The 26,117-nt window shown below is 41.5% G+C and carries 24 protein-coding genes and 1 tRNA gene; 5 read left to right on the forward strand and 20 right to left on the reverse strand.

Features of this window, described 5'->3' with window-relative positions; genetic code table 11:
- Nucleotides 1-54: 54 nt before the first annotated feature.
- The 6 genes from ltrA to LREU_RS06605 form a co-directional block, all read right to left on the reverse strand.
- Nucleotides 55-1,437: a group II intron reverse transcriptase/maturase gene (ltrA, locus tag LREU_RS06580; RefSeq protein ID WP_003668504.1), complete on the reverse strand. Its 1,383-nt coding sequence runs from the start codon at nucleotides 1,435-1,437 to the stop codon at nucleotides 55-57.
- A gap of 507 nt (nucleotides 1,438-1,944) precedes the next feature.
- Nucleotides 1,945-4,182, reverse strand: a complete 2,238-nt coding sequence (locus tag LREU_RS06585; protein ID WP_003668505.1) for a mucin-binding protein — start codon at nucleotides 4,180-4,182, stop codon at nucleotides 1,945-1,947.
- A 442-nt stretch (nucleotides 4,183-4,624) separates the two neighbouring features.
- Nucleotides 4,625-5,611: a YSIRK-type signal peptide-containing protein gene (locus LREU_RS06590; RefSeq protein ID WP_003668506.1), complete on the reverse strand. Its 987-nt coding sequence runs from the start codon at nucleotides 5,609-5,611 to the stop codon at nucleotides 4,625-4,627.
- Between the two features lie 231 nt (nucleotides 5,612-5,842).
- On the reverse strand, nucleotides 5,843-6,484 hold the full coding sequence (gene trmB / locus LREU_RS06595; RefSeq protein ID WP_003668507.1) for a tRNA (guanosine(46)-N7)-methyltransferase TrmB: 642 nt from the start codon (nucleotides 6,482-6,484) through the stop codon (nucleotides 5,843-5,845).
- 12 nt (nucleotides 6,485-6,496) lie between these two features.
- The gene (locus LREU_RS06600; protein ID WP_003668509.1) at nucleotides 6,497-7,699 is read right to left on the reverse strand and encodes an ABC transporter permease; all 1,203 of its coding nucleotides are present in this window, start codon (nucleotides 7,697-7,699) and stop codon (nucleotides 6,497-6,499) included.
- The gene (locus LREU_RS06605) at nucleotides 7,692-8,429 is read right to left on the reverse strand and encodes an ABC transporter ATP-binding protein (protein ID WP_003668510.1); all 738 of its coding nucleotides are present in this window, start codon (nucleotides 8,427-8,429) and stop codon (nucleotides 7,692-7,694) included. Before LREU_RS06605 ends, LREU_RS06600 begins: the two co-directional genes overlap by 8 nt.
- A 136-nt stretch (nucleotides 8,430-8,565) precedes the next feature.
- Here LREU_RS06605 and LREU_RS06610 point away from each other — a divergent pair, with 136 nt between their 5' ends.
- Nucleotides 8,566-9,000 carry an HIT family protein gene (locus tag LREU_RS06610; RefSeq protein WP_003668511.1) on the forward strand — a complete coding sequence of 145 codons (435 nt, stop codon included), beginning with the start codon at nucleotides 8,566-8,568 and terminating at the stop codon, nucleotides 8,998-9,000.
- 2 nt (nucleotides 9,001-9,002) lie between these two features.
- The gene (locus LREU_RS06615; protein ID WP_003668512.1) at nucleotides 9,003-9,233 is read left to right on the forward strand and encodes a hypothetical protein; all 231 of its coding nucleotides are present in this window, start codon (nucleotides 9,003-9,005) and stop codon (nucleotides 9,231-9,233) included.
- Between the two features lie 176 nt (nucleotides 9,234-9,409).
- Here the strand turns inward: LREU_RS06615 and LREU_RS06620 are convergent, their stop codons facing one another.
- The 6 genes from LREU_RS06620 to argS all read right to left on the reverse strand — a co-directional run bounded on the left by LREU_RS06620 (nucleotide 9,410) and on the right by argS (nucleotide 18,664).
- A complete protein-coding gene (locus LREU_RS06620; RefSeq protein WP_003668513.1) occupies nucleotides 9,410-10,348 on the reverse strand; it encodes a peptidylprolyl isomerase in 939 nt (312 codons plus the stop codon).
- 114 nt (nucleotides 10,349-10,462) lie between these two features.
- Nucleotides 10,463-12,955 (reverse strand): ATP-binding protein, encoded by a 2,493-nt coding sequence (locus tag LREU_RS06625; protein WP_003668514.1) that lies wholly within the window; start codon nucleotides 12,953-12,955, stop codon nucleotides 10,463-10,465.
- Between the two features lie 3 nt (nucleotides 12,956-12,958).
- On the reverse strand, nucleotides 12,959-14,143 hold the full coding sequence (locus tag LREU_RS06630) for a metallophosphoesterase family protein (protein WP_003668515.1): 1,185 nt from the start codon (nucleotides 14,141-14,143) through the stop codon (nucleotides 12,959-12,961).
- Nucleotides 14,144-14,222: 79 nt separating this feature from the next.
- Nucleotides 14,223-14,594: a YlbF family regulator gene (locus tag LREU_RS06635; protein WP_003668516.1), complete on the reverse strand. Its 372-nt coding sequence runs from the start codon at nucleotides 14,592-14,594 to the stop codon at nucleotides 14,223-14,225.
- Nucleotides 14,595-14,642: 48 nt separating this feature from the next.
- Nucleotides 14,643-16,808, reverse strand: coding sequence for a PBP1A family penicillin-binding protein (locus LREU_RS06640; protein WP_003668519.1), 2,166 nt, complete (start codon nucleotides 16,806-16,808; stop codon nucleotides 14,643-14,645).
- A gap of 167 nt (nucleotides 16,809-16,975) precedes the next feature.
- Nucleotides 16,976-18,664: an arginine--tRNA ligase gene (gene argS / locus LREU_RS06645; RefSeq protein WP_003668521.1), complete on the reverse strand. Its 1,689-nt coding sequence runs from the start codon at nucleotides 18,662-18,664 to the stop codon at nucleotides 16,976-16,978.
- Between the two features lie 360 nt (nucleotides 18,665-19,024).
- Here argS and thiD point away from each other — a divergent pair, with 360 nt between their 5' ends.
- Nucleotides 19,025-19,840 (forward strand): bifunctional hydroxymethylpyrimidine kinase/phosphomethylpyrimidine kinase, encoded by an 816-nt coding sequence (thiD, locus tag LREU_RS06650; RefSeq protein ID WP_003668522.1) that lies wholly within the window; start codon nucleotides 19,025-19,027, stop codon nucleotides 19,838-19,840.
- 12 nt (nucleotides 19,841-19,852) lie between these two features.
- On the forward strand, nucleotides 19,853-20,791 hold the full coding sequence (locus tag LREU_RS06655; protein WP_003668523.1) for an L-lactate dehydrogenase: 939 nt from the start codon (nucleotides 19,853-19,855) through the stop codon (nucleotides 20,789-20,791).
- Nucleotides 20,792-20,842: 51 nt separating this feature from the next.
- Here the strand turns inward: LREU_RS06655 and LREU_RS06660 are convergent.
- Both LREU_RS06660 and LREU_RS06665 read right to left on the reverse strand, forming a co-directional pair.
- Nucleotides 20,843-20,913, reverse strand: a tRNA-Gly gene (locus LREU_RS06660).
- A 63-nt stretch (nucleotides 20,914-20,976) separates the two neighbouring features.
- Nucleotides 20,977-21,249 (reverse strand): hypothetical protein, encoded by a 273-nt coding sequence (locus LREU_RS06665; protein ID WP_003664174.1) that lies wholly within the window; start codon nucleotides 21,247-21,249, stop codon nucleotides 20,977-20,979.
- Between the two features lie 141 nt (nucleotides 21,250-21,390).
- Here LREU_RS06665 and LREU_RS06670 point away from each other — a divergent pair, with 141 nt between their 5' ends.
- Nucleotides 21,391-21,726, forward strand: a complete 336-nt coding sequence (locus tag LREU_RS06670) for a hypothetical protein (protein WP_003664176.1) — start codon at nucleotides 21,391-21,393, stop codon at nucleotides 21,724-21,726.
- On the opposite strand, the gene folP is transcribed toward LREU_RS06670, so the two are convergent.
- The 6 genes from folP to folB are packed head-to-tail and all read right to left on the reverse strand — an operon-like array spanning nucleotide 21,692 to nucleotide 26,114.
- Nucleotides 21,692-22,855 carry a dihydropteroate synthase gene (gene folP, locus LREU_RS06675; RefSeq protein ID WP_003668524.1) on the reverse strand — a complete coding sequence of 388 codons (1,164 nt, stop codon included), beginning with the start codon at nucleotides 22,853-22,855 and terminating at the stop codon, nucleotides 21,692-21,694. The two genes, LREU_RS06670 and folP, sit on opposite strands and share 35 nt — an antisense overlap.
- A gap of 1 nt (nucleotide 22,856) precedes the next feature.
- A complete protein-coding gene (locus tag LREU_RS06680; protein ID WP_003668525.1) occupies nucleotides 22,857-23,444 on the reverse strand; it encodes a dihydroneopterin triphosphate diphosphatase FolQ3 in 588 nt (195 codons plus the stop codon).
- Nucleotides 23,434-24,693, reverse strand: a complete 1,260-nt coding sequence (locus LREU_RS06685; protein ID WP_003668526.1) for a bifunctional folylpolyglutamate synthase/dihydrofolate synthase — start codon at nucleotides 24,691-24,693, stop codon at nucleotides 23,434-23,436. The genes LREU_RS06680 and LREU_RS06685 overlap by 11 nt, the downstream gene beginning before the upstream one ends.
- Complete coding sequence (gene folE / locus LREU_RS06690; RefSeq protein WP_003664184.1) at nucleotides 24,680-25,258, reverse strand: GTP cyclohydrolase I FolE; 579 nt, start codon at nucleotides 25,256-25,258, stop codon at nucleotides 24,680-24,682. The genes LREU_RS06685 and folE overlap by 14 nt, the downstream gene beginning before the upstream one ends.
- Nucleotides 25,240-25,752, reverse strand: coding sequence for a 2-amino-4-hydroxy-6-hydroxymethyldihydropteridine diphosphokinase (gene folK, locus LREU_RS06695; RefSeq protein WP_003668527.1), 513 nt, complete (start codon nucleotides 25,750-25,752; stop codon nucleotides 25,240-25,242). The genes folE and folK overlap by 19 nt, the downstream gene beginning before the upstream one ends.
- A gap of 2 nt (nucleotides 25,753-25,754) precedes the next feature.
- Complete coding sequence (folB, locus tag LREU_RS06700; protein ID WP_080502973.1) at nucleotides 25,755-26,114, reverse strand: dihydroneopterin aldolase; 360 nt, start codon at nucleotides 26,112-26,114, stop codon at nucleotides 25,755-25,757.
- Nucleotides 26,115-26,117 lie beyond the last annotated feature (3 nt).

Here is a 26,117-nt window from a genome sequence, read left to right on the forward strand (position 1 = left end):
TATCGACCTCTCACACCACCGTACGTACGGTTCCGTATACGGCGGTTCGACAACTTAATCACTTTGAATTGACTGGAGCGTCTTGGACATATTCATAAGTCCGAGTTGTTCCAGTTTTCTATTTGTTAGAGAATAGCTCAAGGTCTTACTGTGTGCAGTTCGCCAGTAGCCCTTGCGGGTACTAGCGAAGACGTATGCATCACGCTGGGACAGCCCCAGCTTCTGTAAGTTAGTTACCTTAGTTTTAAGCTTCTTCCATTGCTTCCAGATATACTGTCTTATTCGGGCCCTCAACCACTTGTCAAGGCGTTGAATAAAGTCAGTTAGTTTCCCAATTGAGTAGTACTGAAGCCATCCACGCATTTTTCGCTGAATTTCTTCAAACATTCTTGTCAGAGATATTCCACGATTACGTTTAGTTAATAACCTCAATGCTTTCTTTACTCGTTGTTGCGATTGTTTTGCTGGACGGGCGTAGGCTCCATTGTGCTCTACACCCAACGAAAAGCCAAGAAACTTTAACCGTAGCGGGCTACCGACTTTGGTTTTATCTGGGTTCACTTTAACTTTCAATCGCTTTTCAAGAAACTGGGTAATGCTTCGCATTACTCGTTCTCCGGCTCGTTGACTTTTAACATAAATGTTACAATCATCCGCATAGCGCACAAAGTGGTGACCACGTCTAGTCAACTCTTTATCCAACTCATTTAGATAGATATTCGCCAGTATTGGTGACAATGGCCCTCCTTGTGGGGTTCCTTTTTCACTCTTAGCGAAAAGCCCATGGTCTAAGACTCCGCTAGTTAGAAACTTACGAATGAGCCTTAGTGTCCATGGGTCATCAATATATTGTTGAAGATACTTAATCATCAAGTCATGATTAACATTATCAAAATAGGCTTTTAGGTCTAAGTCGACAACTCTTCGATAACCTTGATTATAAAGATCTACTACTTTTGCAATAGCGTCGTGAGCCCCACGGTGAGGGCGGAAGCCAAAACTATTATCAGAGAAAACACGCTCAAAGATAGGTGTAAGAATTTGGGCCACAGCTTGTTGAACCATTCGGTCCACCACTGTTGGTATTCCGAGTTTTCTTACTCCACCATTAGGCTTCGGAATTTCTACCCGTTTGACTGGTGCTGGTTTATACTTGCCCTCACGCAAACTAGCAATCAATTCCGTCTTATTTTCTCTGAGATATGGCAGAAGGTCATTGACTGTCATATCGTCAATGCCTGCTGCCCCTTTATTTCTCTTAACTCGCAAATAAGCCTGATTAAGGTTATTGCGGTCCAAGACTAAGTCTTGGATAGTGACACTCATACCTTTACCTTCACCATAATCGGTACTACGCGCCCTTGTGTACTTTCGGTTTTCCAAACCTATCCTCGACAAGCGGTCAGCTTGTTGTTCTGTTTTCTGCGATTGTCGCACCTGATTACACCTCCGATATAAGTTACAAGTTATTGTCGTTCAGTCCTTCATCTGATTACTCAGACTACTATGACCTCGGCTGACTTCTGGCTTACTCAACGCTACATCACTGCACCGCTTGTTTCTGTGGAAATTAAACTTATTCCTCTTGTCGGAAACGTGTAGGCCAGATCTCCCCGGGTAAGGATATTAACTTTCGTACCATGTCACCGGTAGCTTTACTGAAAGTAACTTCGAGTAGTGTTGGACTTTAACTTGTCATGCAGTCTTATCCAGTTAGTTCCAGCCTTATAGCTACTTCTTGTTCATCGGTGCAGTACTTTGCCTTAGACTTCCTTCAGATTCCACCTCACAGTGGACACCCTTGTCCTCAGCTCATGGTTCCGACTACTACGGCCCATAGCGGACTCTCACCGCCTAGCTAATACCCATGCCGGGCGCACATAAAGAAAAAAGGAGTAATCCTCACAGCCAAGATGGCTAAGGGTTACTCCTTTTTATTCGGAATTAATCTTTCCGTTTCTTATTTACTTTTGTTAAACCAAGCGCTGAGAGAAGACCAGCAAAACCGAGACCAATTAAGCTTGATGACTTTTGATTACCAGTTTGTGGCAATTGTTGAGCACCTTGCTTAGTAGTTGGTTGTGTTGATGAAGAATTAGTAGGTTCGACGATAGAAGTTTCGCCTTTCTTAGTATTGACTTGGGTAGTCATTGGTTGTGGTTCTTCATTCTTTTGTTCACCAGGTAATTGAGTATTTGATTCAATTGCCGGTTGTTCCGTTGGTTGAGCAGTCGGTTGACTCGTTGGCTGCTCTGTTGGTTGAACAGTCGGTTGACTTGTTGGCTGACTTGGTATTTCTGCTTTCGGCAAGTCGTAGTTCAACTCAGGACCAGACTGACCATAGTCAAGCTTAGGCAAGTCATAGTCAGTCGATGGACCTGATTGACCGTAGTCAAGCTTAGGCAAGTCATAGTCAGTTGATGGACCTGATTGACCATAGTCAAGCTTAGGCAAGTCATAGTCAGTTGATGGACCTGATTGACCGTAGTCAAGCTTAGGCAAGTCATAGTCAGTCGATGGACCTGATTGACCGTAGTCAAGCTTAGGCAAGTCATAGTCAGTTGATGGACCTGATTGACCGTAGTCAAGCTTAGGCAAGTCATAGTCAGTTGATGGACCTGATTGACCGTAGTCAAGCTTAGGCAAGTCATAGTCAGTTGATGGACCTGATTGACCGTAGTCAAGCTTAGGCAAGTCATAGTCAGTCGATGGACCTGATTGGCCGTAGTCAAGCTTAGGCAAGTCATAGTCAGTCGATGGACCTGATTGACCGTAGTTAAGCTTAGGCAAGTCATAGTCAGTCGATGGACCTGATTGACCGTAGTTAAGCTTAGGCAAGTCATAGTCAGTTGATGGACCACTTTCACCCTTGTTCTTTTCGTAAACTAATACAAGATCCTCAGGATTATTTGAAGTTGGCTTCAAATTGATTTCGTCAGCTGTACCGCTAATCCAGTGCCAAGTACCAACCATATCATCAGAAGTTGCGTACTTATCACCTGTGTTCAAGGTAATGTACTTCTGAACTACTTCATCCATAGTTTGAGTGTCATGGTTCCATTCAATATTACCAGCTTTAGTAGTTGCAACTTGCGTCCTCTTACCATTTGCATCCTTAACAGTTTCTGGAGTGGTGGTTTGACCAGTTACCATATCTACATAAATATGACCATCAAACTCAACCTTTTGAGAAACTGCATCCTTCAAAGGACTCTTGGCATCATTATTTGCAACAAAGGTAATGTTTCGAGTAAATTCCTTATGTAAATCGCTAGGATCAATAGCACGTTTCCCATCTGGATCTTTTGGCACGTCCTCAACCGGAGTGTTTGGCGTAATAGTCTTAACTGCGTGCTTCAAGTATACGTATTGATCTTGAACGCCGTGAGCTAAAGTTTGCTTACCAAGCAAATCATCCTTGGCATTATCAGATAATCCAACTAAAACATAGCCAGCCTTTTCGTAGCCTGCAGGGCTCCATAACTTTTGAGTAGCATCTGGAGTGTCGCCAACAAAGATACCTTTGCCTTCACCAACGTTAGAAACTAAGTGATCGGTAAGTTCATGACCGTCAGTTGGAGCATAAGTAGTCTTGCCTTCAACGCCGTTAACATCGATGTAGTGAATGTTATATTGAGCTTTTTCTCTGTAAACAAGATAAATATCCTTGTAAGTCTTAGCAGCATCAACATTTGCAACTTCAGGAGCAAAATTATCCGTTAATTGAGTTCCTTCTGGATCATCATAGTTAGCACGTTCAATTTCCCAAACGCCAGAAACCTTGCCTTCATCCTTGTTAAATCTATCCTTTTGGATTTGAGCAAAGTTATCAGTTCCAACAGCTTTCCAAGTTGGCATGAAGTTAGATGGCAATTCACTGTAAGTACCATCTGCATTCTTGGCAACTTCTTGCTTAGTAACTTGATCAACATAAGCAGTACGTTCAAAGTTAACAGTTTGAGTGTCAGGATCCTTCAATACTTCATACTTGCTATTGCCTTCATCAGCCACGTAGTGGATGTTACGGCTTACAGAAGTATTCTCAGTTGTTGATTTTACGTCATGAACAAACTTGATAGTGTAGCGTTTATGAATTAAGTTATCAGCATTATCTCCGCCAGTTGCACTCTTCCAAACACCATCTTTGTTATAGGTTAAATCAATTGAACTGTTGCCCTTCAAGTCGGTTTGAGAACCATCGTCATCGTTAGTAATTGAAACAAGCTTGTAACCTCTTGCTTCAATATCACTAATTACTTGACTTAAACTTTTAGTACCATTTGATGCATTATAAACATTGTATTGATTACTACCATCGTTCTTTGTCGTTAATTCGTTAGTAGCAGAATAGTTGTTCCCACTTAAATCTTGAGGATCAATCTTTGAAATATCTTCAAATGAAAGATCTACAGGTTGATTGTGATAGTAAGTAATAGTGATTGGCTCCCCTTCATTATTAGGAAGATATGTCTTCTCATGGAAGTTACCATCTTTATCATAATAGTTATGGTGGTAGAACTTTTTATAGAGGTAATTGTAAGATTCACCATTTGTTGGAATCGTATTAGAAAGATTCTCGCCCGGTGATTTGGTTTGAGTTACATCAGGATCTGGAGTAACCCAATCAGTAATAGTTGGGTTTATCTGTCATCCCATCAGGAATACCAGAAGCTACATTATACGATCTTTGAACCGTTTCATAACTCACATAGTGATGACCATCTTTTTCTAAATTAAAGTTCTTTACCACTGGATTATTTTTAGAATTGGTTACATTTGAATAACCTTCCTGGATCACATCTGGAGAAGCAACACTATCAGAACCCGTTAGACCATATTTTACATAATGAATAGTGCGTGAAGTTATTACCCAATATGGTTCATTATAAAGGCGAGTTTCGGTTCCCAAATTGATAGTGTAGGTACCTCCATTTGTTAATGGAGCATTCGATAATGAATCAATCTCTACAGTGTAACCCGCAAAAGGATAATTCTTTTCTTTATTTTTACGCCAATCGTCATAGGCTAATTTCATACTAGGATCAGTGATACTGTCTGCAGTATTTCCACTTAAATAATCTTCTGTATCTTTAGGCGTTGATACTAATGGGGAAACTTCATACTTTGAATTATCTGTAGTTATTAAACCTTGAATGTATTTACCTACATCTTGAAGAGTATCACCAGTTTTACCTTCATAAGTAATGCTTGGAAGATTTTCTGGCTCTCCGTTTTCATTAGTCCAGTTTAAATTAATAGTAGCTGAAAGTGAAGTTACAATTGGTGTATTTAAATTTTGTAATTGGACGTCATTAGTTTTAATTACATTTTTATTTCTGTTAGTAACCATTTCGACTTGACTTCCACTTGTTTGTGAACTAATAGCTGCCTGTGATTGAGCATCATTTTGACTAACGACATTAGTGCTTACTGATTCTGCTGCGGTTGGCGCCGGTGTACTATCAGTATTAGCGTGTGCTACTGTACCTCCGACCATAAAAGTAGTTCCTAGTAACACAGACGCAACACCAACACTGAGTTTTCTTAATCCAAATCGTTGCCGTTGCGGCTCCATTTTGCGTACATATTCTTGTGCATTGTTCTTCGACATTCAATATCCCCCCATATATCTGTACGTAATAACTTGTTATTTATATTTCGAAAACATTCTAGCACATATTTATCGAACCATAAACACAAAATTATTATTTCATTAATGGTGGAATTACTTTTAAATATACTTTTTCACTTGATATCGCGATAAAGAAATCGATTTCTCACCCCAGCAAAAAAGCGAAAAAATACTAGTCAGCAAGTATTCGTCTACTTACTGACTAGTATTTTACTTAAAATTAGCAATTAGCTTATAGATTGGTTGGCCTTTTGCCGCAAATTTTTGCTCGTATTCCGTCTCAACATTATGTTCATTTTCTTCGCTGTGGTGCAGGTCTAACCAGACGCCATCAAAGATCATCCCATAGTTATTCATACTTTCCAATGAGAATTCAAAGAGACCCATGTTATCCGTCTTCAGTTCAATTGCCCCTTGATCTTGGAGGATCTGCTGATAGGTTGCTAAGAAGGTCTTGTAGGTCAGGCGCCGCTTAGCATGCCGTTTCTTCGGCCATGGATCAGAGAAGTTAAGGTACATCTTCGCAACTTCCCCATCTTCAAAGTATTCTTGCAAGTCTTCCCCATCCCCACAAATCAATTGCAAGTTTGGCAAGTCTTCCTCAAGTGCTTTTTTGAGGGCGATTGCCGCAACAGTCCGCTGAATCTCCAGACCGATAAAGTTGATTTCTGGGTGATCCTTCGCCATGCCAATGATAAATTGACCTTTTCCCATCCCCACTTCTAAGTGGAGGGGTTGTTCTTTTGCAAACCGTGATTGCCACTTGCCCTTAAATTGAGTAGCATCATCAATCATTAGTTCTGGATGGGCAGCAATTAATGGATCAGCCCACTTTTTATGTTTCACACGCATAAATTAAAATCCTCATTTCATTAGTTTTTTGACTCTGACATTGAAGTAGAAACGACTTAATAAAACCACTTCCACTGCCGCAATAATAAGATTAATTACCATCTGGCCGACGTTCAACTGCCAACCGATACTAGCAAGAGCGATCAATAATGCTTCAAGCGCCGTCACCTTGGCTAATAGCTGCTTAAAGTCTGCCTGTTGCTGGCTAGCAGGAATCGGATAGATATGGGTAAAGACATTCGATTCATACTGGTCATAAAGTGGCATTAGCTGAGTCGCGATCAAGTAAATAAAGAGCACGACCACCAGAGTACTTAGCCAACCTGCTGGCAGTAAGAAGACAATCACCATTCCTAGTAGGGTCAACCGACTGACAATCCCGCTCACTTCGGTACTCCGGACAAATGTGCGAGCGTATAAGTAAGACCATGGTTGGTCACCCTTGCTTAGCCAGCGAATCAAGCCATCTGCCCACTTCCGCCGTTTGGTATTTCCTTGAACACTTGGCACATCGGTAAAGAGATTAAAGAAACGGTAGACACTGTACATCCGATCTTGTTCCGCCTTAACGGCAATCCGCCAATTAACGGCAAGATCACGATAATAAACAATTACCGCCAAGTACAAGATCACTGCCACGACAAGACCGACATAGGGATTTACCAGCCACATTGCGATTGAAGCAAGGAGCGGATTTACCCAGTATTCTAGCCGGGTCCGCCACTGTTGATCACCCCAGCGCAAACTCAGTGATTTACGAGCTACGTGCATCCAATCAGCCTTATTGACAATGGCGACTAAAAAGATGGTCACAATCTCGGCACTGCTGAGTTTTTCCGTTGTCAATGCGAACGGTAAGGCGATAAAGGCCCCCACTACCGTCATTATTTCCGCTAAGATCAAACTATACCAGGTCGCCTGGTTAAGGTAACGATGGATTCCTTCAACTTGCGGCAAGAGAAAGACTGGGTCCGGCTTTTTGATCAGCGTTGCAAGCCGACCAATTTGGGCGATGACCGTAAACCAGCCGATCAAGATCAGCCGGGTCCACCATTCATGCGATCCCAAGGTTGGCAGCCATTGGGAGTAGCCATACGCCAAGGCTCCGAACAGGAAAAATAAGGCGATAACAAAGTGGTCATTGAAGACTAGCCGCCAGTAACGCAGTAGGAGCATAAAGTGTTGACTGCGACGCTTGCTAAATAACTTATTCATCACGATCACCCTTTGCAAGATGCAAGTAAATCTCATCTAAGGATTCGCCAGCATGATCCCCAGCAGCTCGCAATTCATCAAGGGTTCCGTGCGCCTGGACTTTTCCATCTGCCAATAGGACAAAGCGGTCACAATACCGTTGCGCCGTATCAAGAACGTGGGTCGACATCAAAACCGCGACGCCCTCCTTTTTCTTTTGCTCAATCAGGTCTAGCAAATCATGCACTGCCAAGGGGTCCAGCCCATAGAATGGTTCATCGATAATCAACAGCTTGGCCTTCGTCATAAAGGCACAGCAGATCATTACCTTTTGCTTCATCCCCTTAGAAAAGTTAGCGGGGAACCAGTCAAGCTTATTATCCAGCCGAAAAAGTTTTAATAGTTTTGTTGCCCGTTGCCATGCTTCACCGTGGTCCAACTCGTACGCCATAATCGTTAAATCAATATGCTCACGGAGAGTCAATTCATCATAAAGAATTGGCGTTTCGGGAACATAGGCGATCTGCTTTTTATACTCTTCCGGGTTGGCCTGGATAGTAAGACCATTAATTTTGATTGAGCCCGAAAATGGTCGCAGCAAGCCGATAACGTGGTTTAGCGTTGTTGACTTTCCGGCACCATTTAGTCCAATCAAACCAACTAATTCACCTGGTTGGACATCAAAGCTGACATCCTTCAACACGGGAATCTGGGAATATCCACCAACAAGTTTATTTATCTCTAAAGCCATTATTCATCCCTTCTTAATTATTGCTTAGTCATATCTTTTTATTATATCATAGGTTATTTCTTCTACTAAATCATGCACGAACACGATTTTTTCGGTATACTTATGATAAGTTTAATCTTCAAAAGGAGCGATTAATATGGACGATAATTGTATTTTCTGCAAAATCATTAACGGTGAGATTCCTAGCTACACAGTTTATGAAGATGACGTTGTAAAGGCCTTCCTTGATATTTCACAAGGAACTCCTGGTCATACCCTCGTCATTCCGAAGAAGCACGTTCCCGATTTATTTGCCTACGATGCTGATCTCGCTGCCCAAGTATTTTCCCGTATTCCAAAGATTGCCCGGGCAGTTAAGGCTTCTAACCCGGCCATCAAGGGGATGAACGTGGTTAACAACAACGGTGAAGTCGCTTATCAATCTGTCTTCCACTCCCACTTCCACTTGATTCCACGGTACACTAGCGATGATGATTTTAAGATGATTTTTAAGGACAATTCTGGTAACTACAACGATGAAAAGTACAAAGAAATCCAACAATCAATCATCGATCAAATGAAAGAAGACTAGTTATGCAACGGCTAAAAGAAATTCAAGAGGAATTCAAACGGCTCAGCAGCGAAGTTTCACAGTTGAAGAACAGCATCGATGAACTACAAGCTGCCATCCCTGGTGTGCAAAAATTTATTAACGATGTTGAACGTGATGTTAAGAAGTGGAAATTCAAGACTGAACCCCGGCTGAACCGCATTCAGATTATTCTGGATGTGCTCAAGATTGATCAAAAGGAACAGCAGAAGTAATAAAAAAGGGTCTGTAACTTAAGCCAAGTTACTTTCATAAAAGACAAATAACGCAGTACAACAATGGCCTCCAACGCCCGGTAAAACCGAACGTTGGAGGCCTATTGTTGCTTGCGGGGGCTCGAAAACGAAGTCACAAGTGAATTCTGTCTCGCTCCCATTTTTTATACCCTATTTTACTTGTTTGAGCTAGCACTACTGCTGTTATTGCTGGAGCTGCTTGTAGTGGCGCTTGAGTTAAGGTAATCATCAAGGATATTCTTAACATCGTTTTCCTTGATTGAAACGTTACCCTTCTTCAAGACGTTTGAAACAACCTTCCGCATGAAGTTTTGGTTGTTCATGTTTTCTTGAACGATTTGGTTCTTTAAGTCATTGATGTGTTGACTCTTCTTACCCTTAGCTGGGTGTTCGATCATGTAAATTACTTGGTAGCCGTCATCAGTCTTAACTGGGGTCGTAGTGTATTCACCAGTCTTCAACTTAAAGGCAGCCTTCTTGTAAGCTGAGTCAAGTTGGTTGTCAGTATTATCAAAGGCTGGAAGCTTACCACCGTTGTTCTTGGTTTGACTATCAGTTGACTTGGACTTAGCAAGCTTCTTGAAAGTCTTGTACTTGTTGCTGGAGTCATTTAATTGGTTAATGATATCTTCAGCATCAGACTTACTACCAACAAGGATCGTCGCAGTTTGAACTTTAGGTTGGTACTTAGTCCATTGCTTATTGATCTGCTTAGTAGTGATGTGGGAGTAATGACGAGCAGCGGCAGTCAAGAGTAAGTTTGACCGAATTTGTTGCTTCAATGACTTTTCAGTTAAGTTTTGACTTTGAAGATAAGCATTAAAGTCTGAACCGTACTCGTTCTTGTAGGTATTATATTGCGCGTTAACTTGCTTATCACTGACTTCTTTACCGTATTGCTTCTCCAAAACCTTATCTAAGATCATTTGTTGAAGCACTTGCTTACCAGCACTGGTTTGCTTCATGCTGCTGTAGTATTCGCTCTCAGTGATTTTACCGCCGCTAGTAGTAGCGACAGCCTTATTTCCACAAGCAGCAAGCGGCATCATCAATGCGACTCCTGCAATGATAGCAATTAACTTTTTGGATTTCATGTAAGAAACACATCCTTAAACAAAATATTTTTTCGATAACTTCACTCATCCAATATACCACACTTATTTTTTCGTGCCAGTCTCCTAAATAAATGTTTATACCATCTTCATAATTTATTCACGTTTTAATGCTTGCAGGTCAAGAATCTTAACGTCAAGGTCCTTAATCCGATCATCAGCAGTAAAATAGATAACCTGATTCTTCTCAGCAATTTTTTCTAGCAAGGCCAGCATTCGTTGTCGCCGAACGTTATCAAAATTAACAAACCCATCATCAATAATTACTGGGAAGTTAGCTTGATCACTCATCACGGTGACAAAGCCAAGCCGGAGCGCAATATACAATTGTTCAGCCGTTCCCTGCGACAATTCTTCCACTAAAAAGACTTCTTGATCTCTCCGCACAACCTTAATCTCATCCGCCGTTAAGTCGATCTGGGAATACCGATGATCAGTTAGCAAGGCAAAATATTGCTCTGCCTGCCGAATGATTGCGGGGTAACGGTCAGCTGAAGCGCCTGCAAGAGCCTTATTTACCCACTGAATCGCCAATTGGTACCTCAACCATTCCTGTACCTCACGCCAAATCTTAGCAGCCAGATTGGCCCGCTCTTGTTCCAGATTGCTGAGGGTTCCATCTTTAACTAAGCTATCAATTTCGACTTTACCTTTTTGAATCTCCTCGTGGGTATGAGAGATTGTTAGGTTGAGCTGATCAAGCTGGTGCCGAGCCTTCGCTAAAGCCGTCATTAGCTCATCGCTATTTGCGTATGCAGCAAGGGCTTGGCGGTCTTCTGCGGTCAATTGTTGTCCATAGGCATCTGATGCCAAGGCTTGTGATTGTGCTACAGAACGATTTGCTAAGTACTGGGTAAACTGGTTATCATCGTGCACCCCTGCTTGCTGATAAATCGCCAGTTTTTGCTGATGAATTTTATTGTAGTCTTGATTGAGCTGGGCTAAATTGTTAGCAATCGTTGCTTTTTCCCGAGTATTCACTTGGATATCCTGGCGCGCTTGTTGCCCTTGTTCCAGCAAATCATCCAATTTAGTCCTAACAGCCGCCAACGTTAGATTTTGCAAAGCAGGTGGCAATTGTTGGTTAAAGATAGCAAGCTGGTGGTCATATCTTTGCTGATCTTGTTTGGCAGTTTGGAGCTGGGCAGCTAATTCGGCATTTTGTTGTAAATCTCCCTGGATTAATAGCCATTGATCAGGTGGAAAATCCTGTAAGCCATGTTTTTGACCGAACGCCATGATCGCTTGAGAATCTGTCGTTACTGAAGTAGGATGATTTCCTTGGCGTTGATAATAAAGATACATAACTGTCGCAAAGGCCGCAATTGCTCCGATAGCGGTAATAAAAGTAGCATTCGCTAACAGCCCGATGATAAAAAGGACAAAGCCGCCGACAATTCCGATCATTGCGGTCCGAGAAAGATCGCCATTTGACTGGTTCGTATTTGCCCGAGAAAGCGGTTGAACATTAAGAAGGCGGGCAAGTTCTGCTTTTTCCTGTGAGGTTAATGGCGCTGGCAAGGGATGATGGTAGCGAGTTTTAATTGCAGTTAATTCCTGTTGCCACTGATTAGCTTGTGTTTGTTGACGGTGCTGCAAAGCCTCTTCCGCTTGTAATTCAACTACCTGCTCCTTAAGCCGTTGAAGTTCCGGGATGCTTTGTGGTGAATGTTTAGTTGCTTGTGGAGGCTGATGATCGATCCTTGCCAAGCGCTGTTGATAAACCTGTTGTTGGCGACGAAGTTCCTTTTCCCTAACTTGTAGTTCTTGAGCCATCGTAACCTGCTGATCAGTTAAATAATTAGCAAGCGGCCGAGTTTGGTGGCTACTTTGCCATTCATGGTAAACCGGCCACAACTGTTGTAAATGTTCTAATTTTTGCAAAAGCGGCTGTTGTTTTTGCAATTCTGCCTGTGCTTGCCGTAATTTTGCTTTGTTTGTCTTCAAATCTGCTTGTAGGTCCTGATAACGGTGAAATTTACCACGCGCTTGGTTAATTTTATCTGTCAAATTTGCATATTGATGAAGATCTTGATTGAGCGGCCATTTCCGTCCGCGCGGTTTATAGAGATGGTCAGCTTGTTTCTGGTACTGATTGATCAACTGGTCCCACTGTGCACTACCAACTGCCCCTAATTGCTGCAGATGTTGTTGCCATTCATCCCGATTAAGCTCGTCCACAGCTGTTAGGTCTCGTTGACCAAAACTAAAAAGAGCTTGATAGAGCGACCGATCCATCGGGCCAAGCAATTGCTCTAGTTCTTGCTCACCACCTTGACGTCCTTGTGAATCAGTCACACTAACCTTACCGCCATTCCGCCCGCGTTGCCGTTTAATCACGTAATCATGGCCGTTGATCTCAACTAATAAACTTCCACCATAACTAGAAGTAGTTTTCGGAATATACTGGGCAAACCGATTCTTTCCCCGCCCATCCGCAAAGCCAAATAAAATACTAACAAGAAAGGCCATCAGAGTTGTCTTTCCGGCCTCATTAGGGCCATAAATTATTTGGGGGTTAGCTGTAAAATCGAAATCTTGATCATGCCATTTGCCAAAGCCATCAATATGGGCTTTTTTTATTTTCATCTTCTAATCCTCCCGCCGCAATAATTGGGTCGTTGCTTGCTTCAATTGCTGAAGATCAAGGTTTGTCAACTTAGCTGCTAAATCAGCATCCCGTGCTAAACTTTTTGTTAATTCTGCAATATTAGCAGGGGTAAATACTTCTTGGGCGGCTTGTTGCCAATACTGTTCATCTAGGTCAGTCATTGATGGCAACAAATTTTGCTGGTGGAGCAAGAGGTCATAGATCCACCATTTACCATTATCTGCATTTTGGTCCTGCAGGTGTTCAAGGACATCCCCATTTGCAAGCAGGTGCCGAATCGTTGGGGAAAGTTGTTCAATGTTAGCAATCGTCAGCTCTACCAGTTGGAAAGGTGAGTTTTTAAGTTTGCCATCAATTGCTTGCGACAGGGATCGCTCCACTTCAGCAAGATTACTAGTTGATAAAGCATTAACGGTTAGACTTATCCATTCAATTTCCGCAATTGGTTTAAATTGCGGCACAAGTTTATTGCCCTGACTTTCCACTAAATAATAACCGTGCTGTCCGGCTTCATTTTTATGCCGTCCCTGCGGATTACCGCTGTAAACAATTGGCGGCTTCTCATTCAAGAATTGGTGCTTGTGAATATGACCAAGTGCCCAATAATCATAATTTTTAGCGATTAATTCATCGGTCGTAAACGGAGCATAGTGGTTATCTTGCCTTTGCCGGACTGCTCCATGAAGCATCCCGATGTGCCAGGTTTCGTTTCTTTTTGATGGATATTTTTGTACTTGATCTTCTTGAATCCAGCGTTGATCATAACTAAAGCCTGAGATAGCAACACTGTCATGATTTGCCAAAGTAAGAGTGGTGGTCGTTACGCGATTGCCAAAAATATGAACATTTGCTGGCAACTCTCCCGTGTCTTGGACAATTTGATAATCGTGGTTACCATAAAGTAGATAAACGGGGATGTGGGCTTGATTAAGTCGTTCACATTGCTTGATGAAAAAATCAGTAGCGGCAATGCTTTGCTGATCACGGTCATAAATATCCCCGCTAATTAAAATAAAATCGACTTTTAATGCAATCGCATCGTCAACAATCTTTTGAAAAGCAGTAAACGTCGATGAGTGGACGCGTTCCCATAACGGCTTGGGCATCGAAGTCAACCCTAAAAAGGGACTATCAAGGTGTAAATCGGCTGTATGAATAAATCTCATAATTTTTCCTCTTAACAATAAAGGAGCTGAGAAAAAATTTGCTTTCTCCCAGCCCCTTACTTGGATCGTAATAAATTAATTATTCTTGTCCTGGCATCTTTGGCATTACTTCACTGTAAAGATCTTGAATTGGACTTGTAATTGTCTTATTCAATTGTTGAAGCATGCTATCAACTTGCCGTTCTTGGTTCATCAAGTCTTGAACAACCTTCTTGCCACTTACTTCCTTGGCAAGGTTTTGGATGTTTTTAATTTCATCATCAGTTGGTTGTTGACCAGTCATTTGCTTGTGTTGAGCATCTGCTTGAGCTTGTTGGAACTTCTTGAAAGTGTCAAAGGTGTCACCGTCAGCCTTTAATGCTTCAAAAGCCTTTTGTAATCCTTGATATTCTTGAGTTTCGCGCAATTGGCGACTAAGTTCATTTGCAGTATCATAAATATTTACAACCATGTAAAAGTCTCCTTTATCTCGTTCTTAGATTAATTGTATCATATTATCCTAGAAAAGCGATCGAACATTGCTCCACCATTGACTCGCCTTATTACCAAAATTATTTACTGATTGGTTGAAATTATTTACAAAGTCGTCCCCATCTTTGAGGAATGATCCCCATCCTTTAGAGGAACCCTTTGTCTTTTCTTTTGCCCGTGTTTGAGCATCTTCAACCGTGAATTTGGTTCCAGCAGTATTTGGCAAAATCGCACTCATTTCATTCTTGTAAAGGTAGTTAATGCTCCGTTCAGAAATATCGTTTAGGGTGTGGCTTTGGTTTGTATCATCATAGCCTTCCCACGTTGCAACCACTACATCGGGCGTATAACCTACGATCCACTTATCACGATCATTGGAATCATCGCCTTTTACCCCTGAGTTTGTAGTCCCCGTTTTACCGGCAAGCGTATAGCCACTTGGTTTGGCCGTTTCACCAGTTCCGTGATCAAATACGCCAATTAGCATACTAGTCATCTCTTTAGCCGTCTTACCAGAAATGATCCGTTTGTTTTTACTACCATCATTTTTGGCAATCACTTTTCCAGAGGCATCCTCAATCTTGGTAATGTAGTGCGGGGATGGCATCAACCCATCATTGGCAAAGACTGCATAGGCACGAGCCATTTGTTGCGGTGATACTCCGCGAGTCATACCACCGAGGGCCAAGGCAAGGTTCTTATCACCCTTTTCGACTGGCAAGCCAAACTTCTTTGCCATGTCATAACCACGATTGACCCCGATCTTATTTAATAACCAGACTGCCGGAGCGTTAAGACTCTCATAAAGGGCCTTATACATCGGCACCGTCCCGCTATAGGTATCATCGTAGTTCTTTGGCGTGTAATTATTAGTTCCATACGATTGTTTCTTATCTTGAAGCGTTGAATCATAGAAATATCCATGCTCTAAGGCTGGTGTATATACAACAATCGGCTTAATCGTTGACCCGGGCTGCCGCCGCATCTGCGTAGAACGGTTAAATCCACGGAAGACATGTTTTCCACGTCCACCAACGACCGCGGTAATTCCCCCATTTTTCGGATTCATCGCAATCGAGGCTGATTGAACCATTGTGCCATCGGCTGAGTTCTGTGGGAAATTATCGTCATCGTCATAAGTTTGCTGCATTGACCGCTGCTGATCCTGATCCAGCGTCGTATAAATCCGATAACCATTATTCATGATATCTTTTTCCGAAATATGATAACGGCTTTCTGCTTCGGCAATGACCGCATCAAAGAAGTACGGGTACTTATAGCTGTCATTTGGCACGTAGCCGTTGGTAATATTCAACGGTGTTTGCTTATATTGATCCGCCGCACTTTGACTCAGCTTATGATTTTCAACCATCAGCTGAAGAACCATATTCCGTCGTTGCTTCGTCGCTGTTGGATGTTCTACTGGGTCGTACATCCCTGGCGACGTCAGCATTCCGGCCAGGGTAGCTGCTTGGGGTACCGTTAGCTGACTGGCGTTTTCATTGAAGTAACGCTTAGCCGCATCTTGAACTCCCCATACCCCATGACCAAAGTAGGCATTATTGAGGTACATTGTTAAAATCTCATTTTTGCTGTATTGGTTTTCTACCTCAACCGCAATAAAAATTTCCCGGGCCTTTCGGGAGAAGGTCTGTTGTTGAGTCAAAAAGGCATTCTTAACCAGTTGCTGTGTTAAAGTACTACCCCCACCAGAGATATAGTCACGGTGAAGAAGTTTGTTTTTCACTAGTAAGAAGCCAGCCCGGCCTAACCCTTTGACTGAAAAGCCGTGTTCATGATAGAAGTTCCGGTCTTCAGTCGAGAGGACCGCGTTAGGAACGTTTGATGAAATATCTTTTAATTCCACATAAGTTCCCTTTTGAGCGTAGAGGCTCCCGGCCGATTGATTGCTACGATCATAAATCATTGTTGGCCGTTGCAACCGGTTCTTAAGATTTTTAACATCTGCAGTTTTAGCAACAAACGTCAAATGGATACTAGTAATTAAGAAAATTCCTAGAAAAATAACAATGATCCATCGCGTTAATTGATAACGATGCCAGAACTTTTTCAGCATCGCAACAAAGAGCTGCCAATAGTGCTTAAACCAAACTCGGAATGACGCCCAAGCCTTTTTTAACCACTCTATGATTCGCTCTTTCAAACCTGAATTAGATTGTGGTTCACGATTCATTAATAAATCTCCATTTTCATTTCAAAAAGCTGACAATTATTTTATCACATTTTGGCAAATGGTAAGCTATTTTCTCCGCTAGCTTTACTAGAAATTAAAAATGAAGAGACTAGAGAAAAACTTATTCTCTCAAGTCTCTTCACAATACAATTTAGTAGTTATAACAATTACATCTCATCTGGCGCCTTGATATCAAGTAAGTCAAGGGCAGATTTGAGCACATCACTAACTGCTTGAGTAAGAGCTAACCGTGCTGGTTGAGCTTCGTCCTTATCAAGAATCCGAGTGTGAGCGTAGTATTGGTTAAACTTCTTAGCCAATTCAAGGGCATACTTAGCGATTACTGATGGATCGTAGTTTAATGCAGCCCGCTTGATTGCTTCGCTGTATTGGCCAAGGAAGCTGATTAATTCCCAAGCTTCAGCACCGGCCTTTGTCAAGTCAACATCACTAAAGTCCCGAATACCGCCCTTACGTAAGATACTCTCAGCACGAGCACGAGCATATTGAACATAAGGACCAGTTTCACCTTCAAACTTAACAACATCTTCAAGCTTGAAGTTAACGGCATTCCGACGGTAGTTCTTTAAATCGTGGAAGATAACGGCACCAACACCGACTTCTTTAGCAACTTCATCAGCGTTTTCAAGGTCAGGGTTCTTTTCGGCAATTTGCTTCCGTGCTAAATCAATAGAATCATTCAATACATCTTCAAGGGAAACAACATTACCCTTCCGCGTAGACATCTTCTTACCGTTTAAGTTCATTAAACCAAAGGAGATGTGTTCAATTTGATCCCACCAGTTGAAGCCCATTTCCTTTAAGGCCGCACGTAATTGCTTAAAGTAAGTTTCTTGTTCGGCACCAACAACGTAGAGGGACTTAGCATGACCATACATCCGCTTCCGGAAAAGTGCAGTTGCCAAGTCACGAGTGATGTACGTTGTCGTTCCATTACTCTTGATGATTAGCAATGGTGGTAAGTTATATTCATCAAGGTCAACAATTTCTGCACCACGACTAGGCTTTAATAAGTCCTTATCCCGTAACAATTGGATAGGTTCTTCCATCTTTTGAGCAGAGAAAGCTTCCCCATTGAATGAGTCGAAGTTAACATCTAGCATCTTATAAACACGTTGGAACCGTTCAAGAGAAACTTCACGGAACCAGTGCCAAAGCCGCCATGCTTCTTCGTCACCATGTTCAAGCTTAGCAAACCAGTTACGACCTGCTTCAGTGTATTCTGGATGTTCGTCAGCTTCATTATTGATCCGCACATAGTACTTAAGCAAAGTATTAATTGGATCCTTCTTAACTTCCGCTTCGTCTCCCCACATCTCATAAGCAGCCATTAACTTACCAAATTGAGTACCCCAATCACCAAGGTAGTCAATCCGAATCAAGTTGTAGTTAACTTTTTCAAGAATCCGGGCAACAGCTTCACCAATCATGGTTGAACGAAGGTGCCCCATTCCCATCGGCTTAGCAATGTTTGGTGATGAATAATCAATCGTAACATTTGATTGGTGACCAAGATCAATCTCACCATAATGTTCAGGATCTGCTAAGATAGTTTGCAAAATCTTAGCACCAACTTGGGCTTTATCAAGGAAGAAGTTGATATATGGGCCTGCAACAACTACCTTTTCAAAACCGTTTTGGTCAACCTTTTCAACCAACTCACTTGCAATCATTTGCGGTGCCTTATGTAAGGTCTTAGCTAAGAAGAATGTCGGGAAAGCATAATCCCCATTACTAGAATCTTTTGGCCGTTCAATCTTAGCTTCAATTTCTTTAACATCCATCTCTGGCAATGCTTGTGCCAATGCAGCTGCAACTTGTTGCTTATCGCTCATATATATTCCTCCTTATACTTATAAAAAAACGCCCCTAATAAGCATAATGCTTACTAGAGACGAGATTTACCCGCGGTACCACTCTAATTGAATTAGAATTCCACTCATTCATTGATTTAATTGAAATATCTGAGGCACGCCTTCACAAATCGAAAAGCCCCTAACTCTCATCAACAAAGGGTCGCTGTAGATTTCAAAATGCTACTACTCCTCAAATCCTATTTTCATACTCAATTATTATAACAAATTTAGATTTAAAAACAAGGACTAATCTACAAGGGTGAGTTATTGCTTTTTTCTTACTTATTATATGTTACAATTATTATCATTAAATAATAATGAAAGGTTGATGAGTTATTTATGACAAACCCTACAATTCAAGCTGTCACAATTGCAGGTCATGATTCGGACGGGAGTGCTGGAATGCCCGCTGACCTTCATGCCTTTTTTGCGGATGGCGTATATGGTCACGGTATTTTAACTGCCGCTGTTTCCGGAAATTCTTACGGGATCACCTCTTCCCAAGTAATGCCGCAAGAATTTATTGCCGAACAGTTTAAGGTATTAAGTGAAGATTTTGACATCAAAGCAGCCAAAACTGGAATGCTTGCTAATGACGATGTAATTAATGTCGTTGCTGATAACTATTCGCCTGAACATTTTGGCCCGTTAGTTGTTGACCCTGTGATTATTACTAAGCACGGTGCAATGTTGCTTGAACAATCCGCCTATGAACTATTTCGTGAACGAATTATTCCCCTTGCAACTGTTATTACCCCTAATTTCTATGAAGCACAAAAATTAACAGGAATTGAAATGACCACAGATGAAGAACGGGTTAAAGCAGCTCATTATCTTCAAGACTTAGGGGCAAAAAATGTGGTGATTAAGGGCGCGCATAATGATGATAGCCAAACAACTGTTGATGACTTTGTTCTTCTTGAAGACGGTGATAGCTTCTGGCTCAAAAAACCTTTTGTTAAGACAGATCGATTGAATGGAACCGGGGATAGTTTCTCCGCAATCATTGCTGCCGAGCTTGCGAAGGGAAATAATGTTAAAATATCAGTAACAAAGGCTAAAGATGCCGTTTACGCAGCAATCGCAAATCCATTAACGGTTGGTCATAAATTTGGCCCAATCAATCATTGGGATGCGCAAAAGGAGCTGCATTAGGAGGAATTTTTGATGCTTGATACGTATAGGCACAAAGTTGTATTAATAGGTGACGGGGCTGTCGGCTCATCATTTGCATTTTCATTATTGCAGTCAACAAATGAGGTCGATGAATTGGTACTGGTGGATCGTACAAGGTCAAAAGCAGTTGGGGATGCGGCTGATCTTGCTGATATTACACCCCTGACAAACCCAGTAAAGATTTATGCGGGAACCTATGAAGATGCTGCTGATGCTGACGTAGTTGTTATTACGGCTGGGATTCCCCGTAAACCTGGTGAAACTCGTTTAGACCTTGTTAATAAAAACACTACGATTCTTAAGTCAATTATTGAACCAATTGTCAAAAGCGGATTCACTGGTGTTTTCGTTATCTCGAGCAATCCTGTTGATATCCTTACAACAATTGCGCAGCGAATCAGCGGGTTTCCTAAAGAACGTGTTATTGGGACCGGAACTTCTCTTGATTCAATGCGGCTACGGGTCCTCTTAAGCAAGAAATTACACCTATCCGTCAATGTCATCGATGCCTTAATGCTTGGCGAACATGGTGATACTTCTTTTGCGGCCTTTAATGAAATCACAATCGGTGGAAAGGCCCTCAATACAATTACTGCCCTTTCAAATACTGATAAAAGTGAAATTGAAAAAGCAGTTCACGAAGCTGGCAGTCAAATAATTGCCAATAAAGGGGCTACTTTCTACGGAATTGCTAAATGCCTCTCGTATATTACACGGGCAATCATCGAAAACCGTAGTCTTGTCCTACCGATTTCGGCTCCGCTTGATGGACAGTACGGAATTAAGGGCCTGTACTTAGGCACGCCTGCCATCATTAATAGTCAAGGAATCGGCCAGGTCGTTGAATATCCATTAACATCAGATGAAGTTAAAAAGATGCAACAGTCTGCTGAAGCGATGCATCAAGTTTTAGCTAAGATTGAGATCTAAAAAAGCTGAGGCTAGGAGAAAATTTTCTCTCAGCCTCAGCTTTTTTATAAGAGCGGGTAACGAGAATCGAACTCGCGACGCAACCTTGGGAAGGTTGAGTTTTACCACTAAACTATACCCGCATTAACTAACTAAGTTCAACACTTAGTTAGTATATACCTCTTCTAATTATTTGTCATCTGTTTTTAAGATTTTTTTGAAGATTTAGCATCTTCTGCTGTTTCTTCGTCATCCTTTTTTTCTTCACGAGGAACAGCTTTTACCATCTTAGCTTCTTTTTGGCGAATAACAGCGCGGCCATTTAATTCGTTAACCCCGCTTTTATCAGACGGATCAAAATCTTGGATAGATACCATAATTGAATTAGTATAAACCTTTTCAACAACACCAGAAAATTCATGTTCGAGGGGACCGAATTTCTTTCCTTTTACAATATCGCCAATTTCAAAATCTGCCACTTGATTTCACCTCAAATATTATTTATTTTTACGCAAGCAATATACGTACCATACACTTTTTTTATTATATTTTCAAGTCAAAAGCATATAGTCAGTTTCTCTCATTAATGCTAAAATCAAAGCCGAAAGGAGTTTATCCATATGTTAAAAATAATAGTGGCGGTCTTAATCATTATTTTGATTCTCACCACTACCACTGGTCTGCATGCAAAAATTGAACGGAAAGTGACTAACTGGCTTGAATTAAGCCGTTTATTCTTTTTCCTTTTATTGACCGCTTCGATTGTCCACACCTTTCTTCATTTTAAAACTCAGCTTCTGAGCAACCTAGTATGGATCATCTTTTTAATTCTAATCTATATCTTAATGGAAACTGCTTTCCGCCTTAAACGGGAAACATTTGGCAATCCCTATCTAACAGCCTTACTTTTTATTGCCCTTATTATTGCCTTTGGGATTGGCTGCTGGTGGATCTAAACCAATAACTGTTTTCAATAGTGTCAATCATTTTCACTAACTGACTAGTTTCCTCGACATCATGAACTCGTAAAACACGACCGCCTCGCAAATACATTGCTGTCTCAGCAATCAATGTTACGCCGAGACGGTCTTCTTTTGCTAGATTAAATAATTTTTGACCAAAACCTTTTCGGGATATCGCAACCATAATCGGGCGCTGGAGGTAATTAAGCTGGTCAATGTTGCGCATCATCGCATAATCTTGGTAACCATCCGCAACCTTTGCATACCCAATTCCTTGGTCTAAAATCACTCGTTCAAGATCAATACCAGCAGCTGCTATTGTCCCAAGATTGTGTTCAAAGAATTTCTGCATCGCGACGGTAAGGTTATCATAGTCATGGGTTCGGCTGCTATGCATCGTTACCATTCCAACATTTGCCTTAGCCATCAAAATTAGTTTTTGTTTTGAATTAAATGCCTGCACATCATTGATAATATCTACTCCGGCCTTAATTGCCGCTGCCATTACTGGGAGTTTATACGTATCAACTGCGATCGCAATCTGGGGATAGTTTTCACGAAGAAGCTGAATAGCCGGCATAATTCGCGCAATTTCTTCTTCCGGATCAACCTCTTTAAAGCCACCCGGTTTCGTAGTTTGCCCACCGACTTCAATTACGTTTGCCCCAGCTGCCACCATCTTAGCAATTTGACTAGCAATAGCGGAGTGGGATTGAAATTTACCCCCATCATAAAATGAGTCAGGAGTTACATTTAAAATTCCATAAATCACCGGTTGCTCTGTCAGATCAAAAGTAAACCGGCCTGCACGCCAAATAATCTGGTGACGATGGTAAACCTGCTCAAGAGAAGCAATTAATTCTTGGTCGTTCTCCCACTGCTCTTTCACCTGCGCTATTAGTTCTTTTAGGGAAAGGAGCGGGAAAGAAAATTCTACACGCTTTTCAACACAAGCGACGGGGCTATCAAAATGACGGATAAATTGCTCTACCATTCCAGCCGTCTCCACATCTGAACACTCCCACGTCAATAAAAGCTGCTGATGACGATTAACTTGGTCGGCTAAGATCGCGGACACTAACTTCGAATGGTCTTTAGTAACTAAATTTTCAGTAACTTTCATTTCATTCTCCTAATTGATCTAATAAATTTTTAACAGCTCGTGCACGATGTAAATAAGAAATGCGGGTCGGCTGGTCCATTTCGGCAAGCGTTTGTGATTCGCCAGCTGGAATAAAAATCCGATCAAACCCCGTCGCATTGACTCCGCGTTCGGCATGAGCAATTGTCCCCTTTAATTGACCATGACCAATTTTAACCACTTGATTATTTATCGCCAGGGCAATTGTTGTTTTCATTATAAATTGTCGTGACTTACCATCGACTAAATGGATCAAGTAATCATTTAAATCACCATCGGGAACTTCTTGGGCCAATTCCCGCGCTGTCTGCACCCCGTACCTTCCAGGAAAAGCCGGGAGTTCTAAGCCAGAATCATCGGCAATTATTTTTGCTGCCGGTAGTTGTTGACTGATAAAGAGGGCCTTCTCCTTTGCATTTTCTTCATAGCTCACTGTTGATTCAGGAGGAAAAGCTTGTTGCGGCAACTTTTTTCGATACCCCTCACCATGTTGGCGGTAAAAATTTAGAATGGTTTCGATTTCTTTAATTTTATGAATATTATGGGTTGCAATAATAAAATTATTTTTCATCTAAATTGGCCTCGATATCTTTAATCGTATAAAAAGAACCCGTTACAATAATTAAATCATTCGGCTCCGCAATCTTTTTTGCCACCACTAACCCTTGTCGGGGATTGTTGGCAATAATCGCTTGAGGCAGAACTGATTTTAACGCACTTGCATCAAGGGCGCGAGTTGGATGGTCAGGAGTAGTAATTATTATCTCATCTGCCATTTGCTGATAAATTTTAACCATTTGACTAATATTTTTATCAGCGAGAAAGCCAAGAACCATAATTACTTTATTATGAGGAAGCTTAGAAATAGTTTTGGTAAGTTGCTTGGCTGCATCTGGGTTATGGGCCCCGTCCAAAATAATAGGGGGATGATCAGCGATTTTCTGCATTCGACCAGCAATCTTCACTGTCGCAAGCGTCGATAATAAAGGCTGCCAAGAAGTAACAAGTCTTCGTTGATAAAGAAAATTAAATACACTGACAACGGTGCCCAAATTTTCACTTTGAAATGTCCCTAATAAATTAAAAGGAACTTTATAAATTTTATGATTAACTTTCAGGATCGCCTTTCCATCAACAATTGACTGGGCATCTGCTTGCGTTAATCCTACTTTTTGCTGTTGAGCCTTTTCTCTAATAATTGTGAGAGCGTCTTTTTCTTGGTGCGGCGCTAAAAACACTTGTTTAGTACCGGTCTTGATAATTCCTGCTTTAGCCTGGGCAATTTTGGCAATCGTTGGACCCAAAATCCGTGTATGGTCAAGGGCAATATGCGTTATCACACTAATAAAAGGCGCGCTGATAATATTGGTTGCATCATCTTGACCGCCTAAACCGCATTCAATGACTGCCCAATCCACTTTTTGGTCTGCAAAATATTGCAGCATTATCAGGGTCCACCACTCAAAAATGGTAATATCATCAGGTAAAAGATCAGCGGGTAAATGTTCGGTGATCTTTTGGTAAGTCATCGCAAAATCTTTTTTACTAATCAAATGGTCATTAACCTTAATTTGCTCCCGATCATCTACCAAAGCAGGACTGCTAAAATAGCCGACCCGGTAGCCAGCATTTTGTAACCCCTGTTCTAACATTGTCCCAGTCGAGCCTTTTCCGTTTGTCCCTGCAATATGGATAATTTTAAATCGCTGGTCAGGGTTTCCTAAACGAGTAAGAATTCGTCGCAAAAATTTTACCCGATCCCGTTGTCCTCCCAGCATTTGGCGATTAAAGCCCGCGTTAATTTGTTCATAGGTCCGCACGATAATTCCTCGTTTGATTTAGAAATTCTTGTTTCAAATCACGGTCAGTCTTAAATTGACCTGTAAACTTATCAGTATAAGTAAATTGACCAGCCTTATTCACACCCCGCATTTCCATACAAAGGTGGCGGGCCGCAATGGTTACTGCAATTCCGGCTGGATCAAGAATTCGTTGCAACTCGGCTACTAAATCAGTTGTAACGCGTTCTTGCATCCCCGGTTTTTTCGTTACAAAATCTAACAACCGGGGAATTTTACTAAGGCCAATAACTTTTTTATCTTTGGGAACATAAGCCACATTCGCGTATCCGAAAAAAGGCAGCAAATGGTGTTCACACATTGAATAAAAAGGAATGTGTTGCACTAATACCATCTCCGGCACATCATCAACATGGAAAACCTTATAGTTGGCCATTTCTTCTGGTTGATGATTAAGAGAAGAAAAAACTTCTTGGTACATTTTGGCAACGCGTTGGGGTGTCTCTGCCAATCCTTCTCGTTCCGGATCTTCACCGATTGCAATTAGTAAATCTTTAACAGCCTTTGCTATTTTTTGTTGGTCCATGAAAACACCTCTCGTCCATATATCTTTTTAAGCCAATTATGGTCTGGAGTCTTATTTAACAAATGATCCAATTGTTGATAATAAGGATCATTTTGATTAGTAATTTCGCGCATTGGTAATAAAACAAACTGCCGGTTAGCCATTTCTGGATGAGGGATCGTTAGCGTTGGTGTTTTGATATGTTGATGACCAAAATCAATAATATCAAGGTCAATTGTCCGTGGTCCCCAATGAATAAGCCGGCGTCGATGTAACTCTTGTTCGATATTGTGAAGGTGGTCGAGGAGTTGCTGAGCTGTTAACTTAGTCGCAACCTTAACTGCAATATTGTAAAAAGAATCTTGTTTGACATCCCCCACCGGTTCTGTTTCATAAACTGAGGAAATCGCCATAATATCAATTTTAGGTGGCACATTCAACAGCTGAATCGCTTTTTGAAGGTTCGCTAACCGGTCGCCCATATTACTGCCAATACTTAGGTAGGCTTCAGTCATAATTACTTGCCCCCTGCTACTTCAATTTCGACATTATCGAAAATTCCGGCGATCGGCACACTATACTTTCGGATGCGAAGACGAATTCCATCAAGCATCGGGTAGGTCTTGAAAAGCTCATGTAATAAGTTATTAGCAAGACTTTCAATCAAATTGTAGTTATGATGAGCAACAAATTCCGCGATCGTTTCATAAACATCAGCATAACTGACAGTTTCCTCTAATTCATCGGTTTTAACCATCGTTTCAATTGGGTAGTCCATTTCACAGTCAATTTCAATTTTTTGACCAAGCTTTTTCTCTTCCGCAAACACACCATTGTAAGTATTAAATGCCATGTTGTTAATTCTAATCTTTCCGATAAG

Origin of the sequence: Limosilactobacillus reuteri subsp. reuteri, assembly GCF_000016825.1 — a bacterium.
Lineage (GTDB): Bacteria > Bacillota > Bacilli > Lactobacillales > Lactobacillaceae > Limosilactobacillus > Limosilactobacillus reuteri.

What these genes read in the sequence shown, in the direction of transcription:
- LREU_RS06590 (WP_003668506.1), bottom strand. Translation starts at nt 5,611, where the DNA reads ATGTCGAAGAACAATGCACAAGAATATGTACGCAAAATGGAGCCGCAA.
- trmB (WP_003668507.1), bottom strand. Translation starts at nt 6,484, where the DNA reads ATGCGTGTGAAACATAAAAAGTGGGCTGATCCATTAATTGCTGCCCAT.
- LREU_RS06600 (WP_003668509.1), bottom strand. Translation starts at nt 7,699, where the DNA reads ATGAATAAGTTATTTAGCAAGCGTCGCAGTCAACACTTTATGCTCCTA.
- LREU_RS06605 (WP_003668510.1), bottom strand. Translation starts at nt 8,429, where the DNA reads ATGGCTTTAGAGATAAATAAACTTGTTGGTGGATATTCCCAGATTCCC.
- LREU_RS06610 (WP_003668511.1), top strand. Translation starts at nt 8,566, where the DNA reads ATGGACGATAATTGTATTTTCTGCAAAATCATTAACGGTGAGATTCCT.
- LREU_RS06615 (WP_003668512.1), top strand. Translation starts at nt 9,003, where the DNA reads ATGCAACGGCTAAAAGAAATTCAAGAGGAATTCAAACGGCTCAGCAGC.
- LREU_RS06620 (WP_003668513.1), bottom strand. Translation starts at nt 10,348, where the DNA reads ATGAAATCCAAAAAGTTAATTGCTATCATTGCAGGAGTCGCATTGATG.
- LREU_RS06625 (WP_003668514.1), bottom strand. Translation starts at nt 12,955, where the DNA reads ATGAAAATAAAAAAAGCCCATATTGATGGCTTTGGCAAATGGCATGAT.
- LREU_RS06630 (WP_003668515.1), bottom strand. Translation starts at nt 14,143, where the DNA reads ATGAGATTTATTCATACAGCCGATTTACACCTTGATAGTCCCTTTTTA.
- LREU_RS06635 (WP_003668516.1), bottom strand. Translation starts at nt 14,594, where the DNA reads ATGGTTGTAAATATTTATGATACTGCAAATGAACTTAGTCGCCAATTG.
- LREU_RS06640 (WP_003668519.1), bottom strand. Translation starts at nt 16,808, where the DNA reads ATGAATCGTGAACCACAATCTAATTCAGGTTTGAAAGAGCGAATCATA.
- argS (WP_003668521.1), bottom strand. Translation starts at nt 18,664, where the DNA reads ATGAGCGATAAGCAACAAGTTGCAGCTGCATTGGCACAAGCATTGCCA.
- thiD (WP_003668522.1), top strand. Translation starts at nt 19,025, where the DNA reads ATGACAAACCCTACAATTCAAGCTGTCACAATTGCAGGTCATGATTCG.
- LREU_RS06655 (WP_003668523.1), top strand. Translation starts at nt 19,853, where the DNA reads ATGCTTGATACGTATAGGCACAAAGTTGTATTAATAGGTGACGGGGCT.
- LREU_RS06670 (WP_003664176.1), top strand. Translation starts at nt 21,391, where the DNA reads ATGTTAAAAATAATAGTGGCGGTCTTAATCATTATTTTGATTCTCACC.
- folP (WP_003668524.1), bottom strand. Translation starts at nt 22,855, where the DNA reads ATGAAAGTTACTGAAAATTTAGTTACTAAAGACCATTCGAAGTTAGTG.
- LREU_RS06680 (WP_003668525.1), bottom strand. Translation starts at nt 23,444, where the DNA reads ATGAAAAATAATTTTATTATTGCAACCCATAATATTCATAAAATTAAA.
- folE (WP_003664184.1), bottom strand. Translation starts at nt 25,258, where the DNA reads ATGGACCAACAAAAAATAGCAAAGGCTGTTAAAGATTTACTAATTGCA.
- folK (WP_003668527.1), bottom strand. Translation starts at nt 25,752, where the DNA reads ATGACTGAAGCCTACCTAAGTATTGGCAGTAATATGGGCGACCGGTTA.